Below are 14,222 nucleotides of genomic sequence, written 5' to 3' on the forward strand. Positions count from 1 at the left end.
GCTGAACGGTATACCGGTAGAATTCTGTTTTTTGAATTTGATGAATACTATCTTATTTCACTCAAAGCATTTTCATAATCCAAAATATCGAATGAGGTAAATCCTTTCCCTCTAAAAAGCAGAATCTGATCAGTCATTTGTACCAATTCTTCCTCAATTAGGATTTTTTGTTCATCGAGATAAAGTGGAATCGGCGATTTTTCAATTAGAGGATGTTGTCGAAGTGTTTTCGAATTCTTTGCAATTAATACAATAGTCCCAGGGCTATCTTTAGGGAGAAGTTGTAGTTCACTGTAAAAGCTATCCAGACAGGTTTTACATCCTTCAGGATTGACTACCAAAATCCAATCTTCAGGCTCAGAAATATTTAAAACGCCTGAAATTTTTGATTTATTGGGATTTGAGCATGAGAGAAATGCAAAAAATCCCATCAAAATAAAAAGCGTTTTAATCTTCATAATTCAGACCTTCAAACCTAATAATGTCATACCGAAGGATATTTTCATCGAAATCATCCCTGTTGGGATTATTTGTTGAGATGTATAGGCCTTTACGGCCGACAAAGTAATTCCAAGCTTGAGCGTAATTCGTTTCAAAAAGATGTTGCCCTATGATATTTAAACTTTTGTCTAAAATCATTATGCCAAGTTTTGGATGATTTTGCAACATATTTCTGGGAGTGAGATTGTAGGACTCAATCTTAATAGAAGGATAGAAGAAGCGGTAAAAGATTTTTCTATATTGATCAAAAAGCAAAAGTTCATATCGCCCATTTTCCAAATCTTTGATTATTTCAACATCCCCAACTGGGCTATCTTTTATTATTCTAAAACCATTAATTTGATTAGATTTAATTTCTTTTATTCCAAGTAGTCTTTCCTTTTTTTTAGATACAATCCAGATTCTATGGTCTAATTGAGGAGCTATCAGGATTGAATCTCCATTATCCGTCCATGAAATATCAAGACTTTTTTTTCCATTGTCCCATTCATCCTTTGGACGGTTTATGTTTAGCCACTTTAGTTCATTTTCCCTTTCAGAATGTATTGTTAATTTAAAAATGGGTCGAGTGTTTTCAATATCTTTAAAACTTATGTTATATAAGTCTTGGAAATAAGGCTGTATACCAAATAATTCTTTACCTAGAAAAATAAAGGGAGTCTCATTATTGGACGACAAGTAGTTTGCTTTTTTTTCAGGGTCTTCAATTTTGATCGTAGAATACTTTTCTCCAAGAAAATTGATTAGATGAACTCTAGGTGGGATCGAAGCAATTACTATTGTATCCTCTGATTTTATGGTGAAACCATTCATTAATCCTATACCATTAGGACCTTCCTTTTTCAATGGTATGATTTGATGTATATCGAGAGAGTTTAAACTAAATATACCTAATTCAAAATTAGTTTTATTTTGTATAGCTATGTATTCACCGGAATCACTATCAAAGTGTTGAATCCGAGATAGGTCTGGATTAAAGCTCTGATCAATTGGAATTTGAATTGTGGAGTAAACTTGTTTATTGATTTGCTTGATTTCATTTTGTTTTGGTTTGCAATTGTTTAATGCAACCAGACTTAGGAGGAAAATAATATTTTTCATATAATGAAGGCAGGCTGCTTCAAAAATCTAAACTTTCCTTTTACTATAATATAAGAATATTCAAACTTTAGAAACAGCCTTACTATTAAATTAATTATTGTACTGCCGCTCCGTCAACTTCACAACCACAGGGAGCCTTGTCTTTGGGCTTGGTACAAGTTTTACCATCCCACTCGCACTTGGCAATCTCACCTTGGGCTTCTGCTTCATTGGAAGTCAAATAAGACATACCAAAGATTGCTGCCCCATAAAGGCCAATGCCTAGTGCAATTAATTTTAACTTTTTCATGATTTTTAAAATTTAAGTTTGAAAATTGATTTTGTTTTGGGAATGCCTAGAATTTCCCGGATTTGATCTATGGCCAAAAAGATCACTAGCAATATAGGAGGTGCAAAAAAAAAACAAACTAATTGGATAAAATATTTTAAAGTTTTAATCACAAATCAAAAAACAGATCACAAAAAGCGAATTTCAATTCGTAAGGCAGGCACTAGTCTAAAGCCTGGCTTCAGTTGGTACAGGACAATTATCCCGAGATTGAGTTTCACTTTACTTCGGAGTTTTAAAATACTCACCCTCCAAAGGTTTTCACCCTTGGAGGGTTTGTTTTTTATTAAAGGCGGGCTTTTATCTTTTAACCGATTGCTCAAGTGTATAATAATACTGCTTTTTAAGCTGTATTTCTTTTCCTACAGCTGAACGGTATGCCGGTAGAATTCTGTTTTGGTATTTGATCAATACTATCTTATTTCACTCAAAGCATTTTCATAATCCAAAATATCGAATGAGGTAAATCCTTTCCCTCTAAAAAGCAGAATCTGATCAGTCATTTGTACCAATTCTTCCTCAATTAGGATTTTTTGTTCATCGAGATAAAGTGGAATCGGCGATTTTTCAATTAGAGGATGTTGTCGAAGTGTTTTCGAATTCTTTGCAATTAAAACAATAGCCCCAGGGCTATCTTTAGGGAGAAGTTGTAGTTCACTGTAAAAGCTATCCAGACAGGTTTTACATCCTTCAGGATTGACTACCAAAATCCAATCTTCAGGCTCAGAAATATTTAAAACCCCTGAAATTTTTGATTTATTGGGATTTGAGCATGAGAGAAATGCAAAAAATCCCATCAAAATAAAAAGCGTTTTAATCTTCATACTTCAGACCTTCAAACCTGATAATGTCATATCGAAGGATATTTTCATCGAAATCATCCCTGTTGGGATTATTGGTGGACACGTACAATCCTTTTTTTCCTACGAAATAATTCCTGTTCTCAATTTCATGGTTTAAAAAATTGAACTCACCTAAGATTTTCAAATCTTTATCTAGAACCATGACACCAATCATAGGTCTTCTTGAAAAAATTGATCTTGGACTGAGGTTATAATCGTTGACGTCTATCTTTGGTAAGAAAAAACGATAAAATACATCTCTATAAATATCATAGATGAAATTCTCATAACTATCACTCTCTAAGTCTTGTATAATTCCTTTATCTCCAGGGGCAGGGTAACCATCGATAATTCTAAAACTGTTTACAGATTTAGACTTTACACTTACGTAGCTCACTAGCCCTTCCCTTTTTTTTGAAATCACCCAAAGTCTATGGTCAGTAAAAGGAGCAACAATAATGGAATCATACCTATTATCCCATGCGAAATTGGCGCTTTTTTTTCCATCGGACCATATATTCGGAGGCCTAGAAATTGGAATCCATCTTGATAAAGTATCAGTTTTATTTGCTTCTATTTTAAAAATTGAAAGTGTATTGATCGCCTCTCTCTCTGTGATATTAAAAATATTTGAATAAAAAGGCTGGGCTCCCCAAAGCTCTTTATCTTTTACAATGAATGGTGTCTCATTTGTAGATCCCACATAATTTACCTTGTTTTCGGGATCAAATATTGGGATACTGGCTAAAACCTCACCTTGGAAATTGATACTAAAGGCCTTTGGGGGTATGGAAGATATAAGTACGCAATCAGGTTTGTAAATTTGAAATCCGCTATAATTCCCGATGCTATTTGGACCATCAGTAAAGAGTGGTATTTTATAATTTATTTTATTAGTTTGAAGATCGAAAAGTAAAATTTCGGGTTTGCTTTTGTTTTTAATGGCGAGATACTCTCCTGAGTCACTCTCAATGTATTGAACCCTCCTGATATCGGGATTGAAATCTGAATTTATTGAAATGATTAATGTTTCGGTTACTTTTTTCTCTGTGATTGGATAAGTATATTTTTTTTCACATGAGGAAAAGACAAGTAAAAGGGAAATAATTAAAATTATTGAACGCATAATTAGATGAAAAATGTGGCTGTTCCCCATTTCATCAAAATCAATGAAATAAAGACAGCCACAGATTGATTATTGAATTTGTTCGCCTGGTTGTGTTTCGCAACCGCAAAGATTTGTTTCTACGGGTGTAGTACATCCTTCACCATCCCATTGGCAATAAACCATTTTGTCTTGAGCCTTGGCATTATTAGTTCCAAAGTAAGACAACCCTAGTGATGTTAAACCTACTAGACTTGCGGATAAGGCGAATAATTTTAACTTTTTCATGATTTTTTAAAGTTTAAGTTTGAAAATTGATTTTGTTTTGGGAATGCCTAGAATTTCCCGGATTTGATCGATGGCCAAAAAGATCACTAGCAATATAGGAGGTGCAAAAAAAAAACAAACTAATTGGATAAAATATTTTAAAGTTTTAATCACAAATCAAAAAACAGATCACAAAAAGCGAATTTCTGTCCATTAAATAATCCCTTATCACTCAGTTTCAAATCAGGAATAACTAGCAAAGCCATAAAGCTCAACGTCATAAAAGGTGAGTTTAAGGTCGAACCCATTTCTTTGGCAAGTCGATCGATTCGAGTGTAGGCTGCCGCTACCTCATAGCCATCCGAGGCTGACATAATTCCCCCGACAGGAAGTGGAAGGATTTCTTCCTGATCTTCAGAAACAGCCGATACCCCTCCTTTAGCTTCTATAATTAAATTCACTGCCTTGCAAATCGATTCGTCATCCACTCCTACTGCAATAATGTTGTGCGAATCATGCCCTACGGAAGAAGCGATAGCGCCTGCCTTTAAACCAAAGTTTTTGATAAATGCCATAGCAGGAGGAGCATCTTCGTAGCGGTTGACTACAGTAATTTTCAGGATGTCCTTTTCCAGATTGGATTCTGCCAAGCCCTCGCGAAGTATGATTTCTCCTGATATCTCTGGAGTGATCAACTGTCCATCAAGCGCTTCAATGACTCTAACCTTGTTCCCGGAAGCAGGGATTTGAAAGTCCTTCGGCTTTTTGAGAGAGGTATGGAAATTATTGATCAACTCATTTTTAATGCTTGGAATCAGCGTCTTTCCGTTTTCAGCGACTTTTTGTCCTTGTATATAAGTGGCGAGTACTTCAAATTTCTCCAGATCCTTCACCAGGATAAAATCTGCCGGGTCTCCAGCTCTGAGTTGCCCTACATTCAATGAATAATGTTGGATGGGATTAATGCAGGCTGCCCGAAGTACATCAAAAACATCTTTTCCTTTGGCTATTGCACGTGCAGCTAATTCATTAATATGAGAAACGGCCAAATTATCTGGATGCTTATCGTCTGAGCAAAACATGATCATCTCTGGATAATCATCTATCAAGTCTATGAGGGCTTCAAAGTTTTTGGCTGCGGATCCTTCTCTGATCGAAATATTCATTCCGAGTTTTATTTTCCCCAAAGCCTCTTCGTAGGTAAAGCATTCATGGTCCGTACTCGGTCCTGCTTTCACATATTTTTCGGCTAATTCTCCCTTGAGTCCAGGAGCATGTCCATCTATTGGCTTCCCATATTTTTGGGAAATTCTGATTTTCTCCATGACCAAAGGATCCTGATTAACGGTTCCCGGCCAATTCATCATTTCTGCTAGATAATGAATTTCCGGTCTGCTCATCAGGGTTTCTATATCCGATGCATCAATTTCTCCACCAGCTGTCTCAAAAGGCGTAGCAGGCACACAGGAAGGAGCGCCAAAATAGAATTTAAATGGAACCTGTTTGCCATTCTCAATCATATATTCTACTCCCGCCATACCACAGACATTGGCAATCTCATGAGGATCGGAGATAGTTGCCACCGTGCCGTGAGTAACGGCTAATCGGGCAAATTCTGACGGGACCAGCATGGATGATTCCACATGTACGTGAGCGTCAATAAATCCGGGCATCAGGTAGGGTATATCTCCTCTTGCGAAAGTGGGCCGGATGGAAGCGATTTCTCCTTTTAAAACTTCGAGCTCTACTGGATAAATCCTCCTTTGATGTATGTCTACATATCTGGCTATAATGATCATGAAATCTGATTTATATCAATAAAATAAAAATGGGGAAAATCCTCTCCCAAAAATTCGTTTGGATTAAAACTACTATATTTGCGACGGAATTAAAAAGGAGCGAAAGCTGGATTTTTGAATGGGTAAAATTGTCATCGCCATAGATGGATATTCGGGTTGTGGTAAAAGCTCTACAGCTAAGGCAGTTGCCAAAGAATTGGGCTATACCTACATTGATTCGGGTGCCATGTATCGGGCAGCTACGCTTCATTTCCTGGATAACTATCTTGCCTCATCCAACCCTCAGGATGTTTCAAAAGGATTGAAATCACTAGAGATCGAATTTCATCCGAATCCTGATACAGGAAAACAGGAAACCTATTTGAATGGAGTTAACGTAGAATCTAAAATACGTAGCATGCGCGTTTCCGAGAAGGTTAGCGAGATAGCTAAAATCAAGGAAATCAGAAAGGAACTGGTAGCGCAACAGCAACGTTTAGGTAAATCAAAAGGTGTGGTGATGGATGGAAGGGATATAGGTTCTGTAGTATTTCCTGATGCTGAATTAAAAATATTTATGACGGCAGATTTGGAGACTAGAGCTTACAGAAGGCAACAAGAAATGCTGGAAAAAGGCGACATGATTGACCTGGATGATATTCAGCAAAACCTAGCCGAAAGAGATAGAATAGATTCTTCCAGAAGTGAAAGTCCTCTGATCCAAGTGGAGGATGCCGTCGAAATAGACACCAGTAATCTCAGCTTTGTGGAGCAAGTTGCACAAATTGTGTATTTGGCCAAGCAAAAAATTAATCCTAGAGAAGATTATGCAAGTAACCATCGATAAGAATTCAGGCTATTGCTTTGGAGTAGAATTTGCCATCAAAATGGCAGAGGATGAAATGGAGCAATCAGAAAAACTCTATTGCCTGGGAGATATCGTTCATAATGATATGGAGGTCAAGCGTCTCGCAGAAAAGGGGCTGGTGGTGATAGATAGAGATCAATTGACTGAACTGAGTGATTGTAAAGTTTTGATCCGTGCCCACGGTGAACCCCCGGAGACTTATAAAACTGCCATAGAAAACAACATAGAGCTGATTGATGCATCTTGTCCTGTAGTCCTAAAATTGCAGCATCGTGTCAAAACCGCCTTTGATAAAATGGAGCGGGAGAATGGCCAAATTGTAATTTATGGAAAAAAAGGACATGCAGAAGTGATTGGCTTGACTGGTCAAACCTTGGAAAAGGCCATCGTTGTGATGGAAGATGCAGATTTGGAGAAAATCGATTTTAATAAGCCGGTTACACTGTTCAGTCAGACCACAAAAAGTACCAAAGGCTTTTATGAGCTTTCTCAAAAAATTGAAGAGAGAATTAAAGCGGCCAAAGGTGAATTGACAGAAGTGGATTTCAATGCAAATGATTCAATCTGTCGACAGGTATCCAACCGAGAGCCTCAGCTTCAGCGATTTGCGCAAGAAAATGATGTGATTTTATTTGTTTCCGGTAAAAAAAGCTCAAATGGTAAAGCACTTTACCAAGTTTGTTTGAGTGAAAATCCCAGAAGTTATTTCATAGAAAACGAAACAGAAATGAATCCAGACTGGTTTCAGCCAACAGATAAAGTTGGAATCTGCGGAGCCACTTCTACTCCCATGTGGCTGATGGAGCAAGTCAAAAGCCACTTGGAATCTATGGAAGAGAATGCATTGCTTGCTTAAACCATAAATCAACCTTTTGGAATCAAAGGGAAACTTTCTATAAGAAATTCAAAGATAAACTTCCAGATACTCTATAAATAAAGAGGTTATTTATTAGATTTGGGGCGTTTTTCAAAAGCTCATAGTTCAAAAACAGATATGTCTAAAATAGTGAAGCTTAAGAAAGGTTTTGACATCAACCTGGCAGGAAAGGCTAAGCAAGAGCTGGCTGATTTTGCTCCCGCTCAAACCTTCGCAATTAAGCCGACAGACTTTATTGGTCTTCAAAGACCAAAAGTACTTGTCAATGAGGGAGATGCAGTGAAGGCTGGTACTCCAATCCTGTTCGATAAGGCCTTGGATCAAGTCATGTACGTGGCGCCGGTATCAGGTGAAATCGTTGAAGTCAAAAGGGGTGAAAAGCGAAAGCTGCTCGAAATCAAAATTTTGGCGGATAAAGAAAACTCTTTTGAAGATCTGGGTAAAATCAACCTAGCCTCTATCGATAGAGATTCTCTAGTCCAAAAACTAACCCAAAGCGGAGTTTGGCCAAATTTGATTCAGCGTCCATTTGGAGTTGTAGCTAATCCGGCAGATACTCCAAAGGCTATTTTCATTTCTGCTTTTGATACGCATCCATTGGCTCCTGATTTGGGATTCACCCTTCAAGGTGAAGATTCCTATTTTCAGGCAGGTTTGGACGCTTTGGCGAAATTGACTGAAGGAAAAATTCACCTCAATGTGGATGGCTCTAATTCAATTCCTTCGATTTTCTCACAGGCTAAAGGTGTTCAGATCAATCAATTCTCCGGTCCACATCCTGCAGGCAATGTGGGTGTGCAGATTCATCACCTAGACCCTATCAACAAGGGTGAAATTGCTTGGACTATTTCTCCGGCAGGGGTGGTACAGATCGGTAAATTGATAGTGAATGGTGTGTTTGATGCTTCTAAAGTCATTGCCATCACTGGTTCAGAATTGACTAAAACTGCCTACGTGAAAACAAAGGCTGGAGCTTGTGTGTCCACTTTTGTAAAAGGAAATTTGAACAGTGGGCATGTTAGAGTGATCTCTGGCAATGTATTGACAGGAGAGAAAATCTCAATGGAAGGTTATTTAGGTTTCTATCACAACCAGATCACTGTAATCCCTGAAGGAGATTACTATGAGTTTTTAGGTTGGGCGAAGCCTACTACCGAAAAGCTAAGCTATCACAGAGCTTTAGGCTTACTTTCCTTCCTAAAACCAAACAAAGAATATGTACTTGACTCTAATGCTAGAGGAGAGGAAAGAGCATTTGTTCAAACCGGCGTGTTTGAATCAGTAACTCCGATGGATATTCTTCCAGTTTATTTATTGAAAGCCATCATGGCAGAAGATTTTGATGAAATGGAAGAATTGGGAATCTATGAGATCGTAGAAGAGGATTTGGCACTTTGTGAATTTGTCGATGTGTCCAAGCATCCTGTGCAGGAGTTGGTAAGAAAAGGTATAGAATTAATCCAATACAGTTAATCCATATGAAGTTTCTAAGAGATTTAATGGACAAGCAGAAGCCTCTTTTTGAAAAAGGGGGCAAGCTTGAAAGTTTATATTACGCATTTGAGGCGGGTGAGACCTTTCTTTTCTCACCAAATCATACCACAGGAATCAAAGGTGCCCAAGTAAAGGATGCCATTGACCTGAAGCGAATGATGATCACTGTAGTGGTGGCTATGATTCCTTGCTTGTTGTTTGGTATTTACAACGTTGGGCATCAAAGTTTGTTGGCCACTGGTGAAACAGCAGGTTTGTGGGAAAATTTCGGAGATAAAGCCCTAATCGGTTTGCAATTGGTTCTTCCAATCATTATTGTAGCTTATGCTGCCGGTGGTTTGGTGGAGGCTACATTTGCTGTGATTAGAAAGCACCCTATCAACGAAGGCTTCCTGGTGACGGGTATGTTAATTCCGTTGGTTGTTCCTGCTTCTACCCCACTATGGCAAGTTGCCTTGGCTACAGTCTTCGCCGTAGTTATTGCAAAAGAAGTTTTTGGAGGTACAGGGATGAATATCCTGAACGTGGCTATGACAGCAAGAGCATTCTTATACTTTGCTTATCCTGCACAGATTTCAGGTGACCAAGTCTGGACTTATTTAGGAGATAAGGCAGCTGTCGATGGTTTCTCAGGAGCAACTGCCTTGGCTGTTGCTTATAATGCCGGAGTAGATGGTGTTCCTGTGACTGAAGCTCTAGCAAGTCACAACACTGCACTAGGTTCAGATATGTTCAGCTTCGCTAACATGTTTATGGGATGGATTCCGGGTTCTATCGGGGAGACTTCCACATTGATGGCATTGGTTGGAGCTTTGATTCTGATCGGTACAGGAGTAGCAAGCTGGAAGATTATTGTTTCCGGATTCGCAGGAGCATACATCATGGGATTCGTGATGAATCTTTTTGCTGTAAATGAATACATGGCAATGCCTCCTCAATATCACTGGGTGATGGGAGGATTAGCATTTGGTATCGTATTTATGGCAACTGATCCTGTTTCAGCATCACAGACAGAAACCGGTAAATGGATTTATGGATTATTGATAGGTTTCTTGACCGTGATCATTAGAGTTACAAACCCAGCCTATCCAGAGGGAATCATGCTAGCCGTTCTATTTATGAACGTTTTCGCTCCTCTGATCGACTATTATGTAGTAAAAGCAAACAAAACAAGGAGGTTACAACGTGCAACAGTCTAACGCTTATATCATCACATTCTCGGTCATTCTGACCGTAGTTCTTGGCTTGCTTCTTTCAGGTACTTCCCAGGTTTTGGGTCCTATGCAAAGAGAAGCTGAAGCTTTGGATAAAAAGAAGCAGATTCTGGGGGCAGTTATCCCAGGAGAAGAGATCGACGCTATGTCACCAGAAGAAGTAAATGCCTTCTATACCAATAGAATTTCTTCCACCGTGGTGGATATCAATGGACAGGAAGTAAAAGAGCAAGGTGGGGTAGCCGTATCTGCGGAAACGGTTGACATTGCTAAGAATTATAAAAAGCCTGCTGACCAACGTCTTTATCCTGTATTCATTTTCCATAAAGAAGGAGATTCAGAAGCTGTGGAATCTTATATTTTCCCATTATATGGAGCTGGATTATGGGATGCCATCTGGGGATATTTGGCCTTAGATACAGATATGAATACTGTAGGTGGTATTACCATGGCTCACGCTGGTGAAACTCCAGGTTTAGGGGCTAGAATTACTGAACCTGGGGTGCAGGAAAGATATGTAGGAAAAGAAATTTTCAATGAATCCGGTGAATTGGTAGCTGTTTCCATGCAAAAAGGAGAAGGCAAAGACTATTCTGACAATCCTCACCAAGTGGATGGAATGTCAGGTGCTACCATCACTGGTAACGGAGTAAATACCATGTTGCAAAATTACCTAGGTCATTATAAAGCCTATATAGAATCTAAGAAAGGTTCTAAGGCGATGGCTGCTGCATTTTAATCATTATTCAACTCAAGAATTTTATACTAATGAGTGCTGAAACTGTAGAAAAAGCGATTGAGAAAAAGCCTTCAGAGGCTCTTCTTTCCAAGCGCCGCAAAAAATTAATAAGTGATCCTTTGGTGGATGATAACCCAATCACCATTCAGGTATTGGGAATCTGTTCTGCTTTGGCGGTGACTACTCAAATGAAGCCAACTTTGGTAATGGCAATTTCGGTAATTTTCGTAGTGGTAATGGCCAACTTGACCATTTCACTATTAAGAAACACCATTCCTAGTCGAGTACGTATCATCGTTCAGTTGGCCGTTGTAGCTACCTTGGTAACGCTTGTTTCTGAAATTTTGAGAGCTTTCGCTTACGATATGTACAAGGAGCTTTCTGTATTCGTAGGTTTGATTATTACCAACTGTATCGTAATGGGCCGTCTAGAAGCATTTGCTTTGGGTAACAAGCCTTACGATTCTATTTTGGATGGCTTTGGGTCTGCTTTAGGATACTCTTGGATTATTTTGACAGTAGCTTTCTTTCGAGAGCTTTGGGGATCAGGTTCTGTATTCGGAATTCCGGTTTTCGATTATGTGTCAGGAATCTTTGGGGATGACTTCTCTTTAGCTACCAATGGTTTGATGGTATCTCCTGTTGGAGCTTTCATCATCCTAGGTTTGATCATTTGGGTACAGCGTACCAAAACAGGTTATGTTGAACACTAAAATCCGATAGAAGAAATGGAATTATTTAATTTAGGAATTCGGTCGATCTTTATCGACAACATGGTTTTCGCTTACTTCCTCGGAATGTGTTCTTTCTTGGCCGTTTCCAAAAAAGTAAGTACAGCACTAGGTTTAGGTGCAGCAGTTATTTTCGTATTGACTGTAACTGTCCCTGTCAACTGGCTTTTGAATGAATTTGTATTGAAAGAAGGAGCTTTGACTTGGGTGAATGCTGAGTTGGCATCTATTGACTTGACTTTCCTTCGATTTATCATGTTTATCGCGATCATCGCTGCGATGGTTCAGTTGGTAGAAATGGTTGTAGAAAAGTTCGCTCCAGCATTGTATGGTGCATTGGGTATCTTCTTGCCTTTGATTGCTGTAAACTGTGCGATCTTGGGTGGTTCCCTTTTCATGGCACAAAGAGATTATACCTTGGCTGAATCAGCTGTTTACGGTTTCGGTTCTGGTACAGGTTTCTTCCTTGCAATTGTTGCTTTGGCAGCGATTAGAGAGAAGTTAAAGTATTCTCATGTACCAAACGGTTTGAAAGGCTTGGGAATTACCATGCTTCTAACTGGTTTGATGGGGATAGCTTTCATGTCTTTCATGGGAATAGACTTATAAAATCATCAAATTGATAAGAAAAGGCTCTGGAGAAATTTAGAGCCTTTTTTGTTTTTCAGCGGTTTGGAGAGCTGCTGATTGTGATCGTATATTCATACATCAAACCTAAATTGTATCCCTATGAAATGCCCATTAGGAAAAATCTCACACAGGGGATTATTTTCCTGGGCATTCCATCTGACCTCTAAAAAACAATTTATAAACAGATGAAAAAACTAAACTTATTTTTAACCTTTCTACTCATTTGCTCTTTATCATTTGCTCAATCGACAGAATGGATTGAATTATTCAACGGGAAGAATCTGGATGGATGGGAAGTATCTGAAAATCCGAATTCCTTTCAAGTAATGGACGGCGTAATTAAAGTGGATGGACCCAGAGCACATGCTTTTTATGTGGGACCGGTGGGAGATCATGAATTTGAAAATTTTGAATTGATGGTAGAGGTGAAAACAATGCCTAAAGCCAATTCAGGAATTTTTATCCATACTGCTTACCAAGAAAAAGGTTGGCCTGAAAAAGGATATGAAGTGCAAGTCAATCAATCACATTCTGACTGGAGAAAATCAGGAAGCCTTTATTCTTTCAATGATGTAAGAGAAGTCTATGTAAATGATGGCGAATGGTATACTTACCACATTATAGTCAAAGGAGATCAGGCTACTGTCAAAATCAATGATCAGGTAGTAATGGAATATGATGAGTCTGAGGATGCCGACAGGCCTGCCAACGCTGGAGAGAAGAAGTTTGATAAGGGAACCATTGCTTTGCAAGCCCATGATCCAGAATCAGTGATTTTTTATAGAAGTGTGAAGATTAAATTGCTGGATTGATACCTTTGAGTATTCGTACTTGATGAATTAGTAATTCAAATCTTTTCAAGATCTAAATCCATGGGATTCACTTATAAAAGAATTCTGTCCTACTTTCTGAGAGGACTATTATTCATTACTCCGTTAGCCGTTACGATTTATGTGATCTATGCAATTTTTGTCTTCTTAGACAATTTGATTCCTGTTCCTATTCCAGGGATTGGCATCTTAATGGTTCTTGGCTTGATTACGTTTATTGGATATCTGGCAAGTTTATTCTTTACCAAACCTTTTTTTGAATGGTTTGAAAGAGGAGTATTTAAGATTCCATTGGTAAATCTACTTTATACTTCCATTAAGGATTTGATGGGGGCTTTTGTGGGAGATAAAAAGAAATTTAGCTCTCCTGTCATTGTTCAGATATCAGATACACTTTCAAGACTGGGTTTTATAACTCAGGAAGATATGTCCGAGATTGGCGAACCTGATTTGATAGCTGTTTACTTTCCACACAGCTATAATGTGTCCGGGAATGTGTTTTTAGTTCCAAAGGACAAGGTCAAACCTCTCCATGGAGTGAAAAGCTCAGATGTGATGAAGTTTATGGTTTCTGGTGGGGTATCCAATCTGGGGCATTAATTTAAGTTCAATTTCACACTCATTTTTCCTAACGATAATACCTCACAAAAGCTATCCAATCTCCATCTGGTGACCAGGAATGTACATTAATGGTGCCTTGACCTCCATAAACCCGAAATATGCAGTAGACTTCTTATTACGAGTCCAAACCGCTTCAAAATCAATCGCTTTGCTGTATTTAGCTCAATCACCGTAGCTGTGCTATGCTTCATTCTCCGCCTCAGGCGGATTGATTTTATTGCGGTTTGACCTCTCACTACAGATTCTAATGCATAATCCGGGTTAAAAAACGGGAGTAAGATCTCTGAGTGTTTTGT

At 38.6% G+C, this 14,222-nt stretch carries 16 protein-coding genes; 9 read left to right on the forward strand and 7 right to left on the reverse strand.

Features of this window, described 5'->3' with window-relative positions; genetic code table 11:
- Positions 1-47 precede the first annotated feature (47 nt).
- The 7 genes from GYM62_RS00340 to ade form a co-directional block, all read right to left on the reverse strand.
- The gene (locus tag GYM62_RS00340; protein WP_219957876.1) at positions 48-458 is read right to left on the reverse strand and encodes a hypothetical protein; all 411 of its coding nucleotides are present in this window, start codon (positions 456-458) and stop codon (positions 48-50) included.
- Positions 448-1,602 carry a DUF4221 family protein gene (locus GYM62_RS00345; RefSeq protein WP_219957877.1) on the reverse strand — a complete coding sequence of 385 codons (1,155 nt, stop codon included), beginning with the start codon at positions 1,600-1,602 and terminating at the stop codon, positions 448-450. Before GYM62_RS00345 ends, GYM62_RS00340 begins: the two co-directional genes overlap by 11 nt.
- Before the next feature lie 94 nt (positions 1,603-1,696).
- The gene (locus GYM62_RS00350) at positions 1,697-1,891 is read right to left on the reverse strand and encodes a hypothetical protein (RefSeq protein WP_219957878.1); all 195 of its coding nucleotides are present in this window, start codon (positions 1,889-1,891) and stop codon (positions 1,697-1,699) included.
- Between the two features lie 452 nt (positions 1,892-2,343).
- Positions 2,344-2,754: a hypothetical protein gene (locus GYM62_RS00355; protein WP_219957879.1), complete on the reverse strand. Its 411-nt coding sequence runs from the start codon at positions 2,752-2,754 to the stop codon at positions 2,344-2,346.
- Positions 2,744-3,898: a DUF4221 family protein gene (locus tag GYM62_RS00360; protein ID WP_219957880.1), complete on the reverse strand. Its 1,155-nt coding sequence runs from the start codon at positions 3,896-3,898 to the stop codon at positions 2,744-2,746. Before GYM62_RS00360 ends, GYM62_RS00355 begins: the two co-directional genes overlap by 11 nt.
- A 69-nt stretch (positions 3,899-3,967) precedes the next feature.
- The gene (locus GYM62_RS00365) at positions 3,968-4,165 is read right to left on the reverse strand and encodes a hypothetical protein (RefSeq protein WP_219957881.1); all 198 of its coding nucleotides are present in this window, start codon (positions 4,163-4,165) and stop codon (positions 3,968-3,970) included.
- A gap of 149 nt (positions 4,166-4,314) precedes the next feature.
- Positions 4,315-5,943 (reverse strand): adenine deaminase, encoded by a 1,629-nt coding sequence (gene ade, locus GYM62_RS00370; RefSeq protein ID WP_219957882.1) that lies wholly within the window; start codon positions 5,941-5,943, stop codon positions 4,315-4,317.
- A gap of 118 nt (positions 5,944-6,061) precedes the next feature.
- On the opposite strand from ade, the gene cmk reads away from it, so the two are divergent.
- The 9 genes from cmk to GYM62_RS00415 all read left to right on the forward strand — a co-directional run bounded on the left by cmk (position 6,062) and on the right by GYM62_RS00415 (position 13,905).
- Positions 6,062-6,769: a (d)CMP kinase gene (cmk, locus tag GYM62_RS00375; RefSeq protein WP_219957883.1), complete on the forward strand. Its 708-nt coding sequence runs from the start codon at positions 6,062-6,064 to the stop codon at positions 6,767-6,769.
- On the forward strand, positions 6,750-7,646 hold the full coding sequence (locus GYM62_RS00380; protein WP_219957884.1) for a 4-hydroxy-3-methylbut-2-enyl diphosphate reductase: 897 nt from the start codon (positions 6,750-6,752) through the stop codon (positions 7,644-7,646). The genes cmk and GYM62_RS00380 overlap by 20 nt, the downstream gene beginning before the upstream one ends.
- A 138-nt stretch (positions 7,647-7,784) precedes the next feature.
- Positions 7,785-9,140, forward strand: coding sequence for a Na(+)-translocating NADH-quinone reductase subunit A (locus tag GYM62_RS00385; RefSeq protein WP_219957885.1), 1,356 nt, complete (start codon positions 7,785-7,787; stop codon positions 9,138-9,140).
- A gap of 5 nt (positions 9,141-9,145) precedes the next feature.
- Positions 9,146-10,360, forward strand: coding sequence for an NADH:ubiquinone reductase (Na(+)-transporting) subunit B (locus GYM62_RS00390; protein WP_144607354.1), 1,215 nt, complete (start codon positions 9,146-9,148; stop codon positions 10,358-10,360).
- The gene (nqrC, locus tag GYM62_RS00395; RefSeq protein WP_144607353.1) at positions 10,347-11,114 is read left to right on the forward strand and encodes an NADH:ubiquinone reductase (Na(+)-transporting) subunit C; all 768 of its coding nucleotides are present in this window, start codon (positions 10,347-10,349) and stop codon (positions 11,112-11,114) included. The genes GYM62_RS00390 and nqrC overlap by 14 nt, the downstream gene beginning before the upstream one ends.
- A gap of 29 nt (positions 11,115-11,143) precedes the next feature.
- Positions 11,144-11,827, forward strand: a complete 684-nt coding sequence (locus tag GYM62_RS00400) for an NADH:ubiquinone reductase (Na(+)-transporting) subunit D (RefSeq protein WP_091654954.1) — start codon at positions 11,144-11,146, stop codon at positions 11,825-11,827.
- A gap of 15 nt (positions 11,828-11,842) precedes the next feature.
- Positions 11,843-12,454 (forward strand): NADH:ubiquinone reductase (Na(+)-transporting) subunit E, encoded by a 612-nt coding sequence (gene nqrE / locus GYM62_RS00405; protein ID WP_091654953.1) that lies wholly within the window; start codon positions 11,843-11,845, stop codon positions 12,452-12,454.
- A gap of 206 nt (positions 12,455-12,660) precedes the next feature.
- Positions 12,661-13,287 carry a DUF1080 domain-containing protein gene (locus GYM62_RS00410; RefSeq protein WP_144607352.1) on the forward strand — a complete coding sequence of 209 codons (627 nt, stop codon included), beginning with the start codon at positions 12,661-12,663 and terminating at the stop codon, positions 13,285-13,287.
- A gap of 60 nt (positions 13,288-13,347) precedes the next feature.
- Positions 13,348-13,905: a DUF502 domain-containing protein gene (locus GYM62_RS00415; RefSeq protein WP_091654951.1), complete on the forward strand. Its 558-nt coding sequence runs from the start codon at positions 13,348-13,350 to the stop codon at positions 13,903-13,905.
- Positions 13,906-14,222 lie beyond the last annotated feature (317 nt).

The organism is Algoriphagus sp. NBT04N3, from assembly GCF_019443765.1.
Taxonomy (GTDB): Bacteria; Bacteroidota; Bacteroidia; order Cytophagales; family Cyclobacteriaceae; genus Algoriphagus; species Algoriphagus ornithinivorans.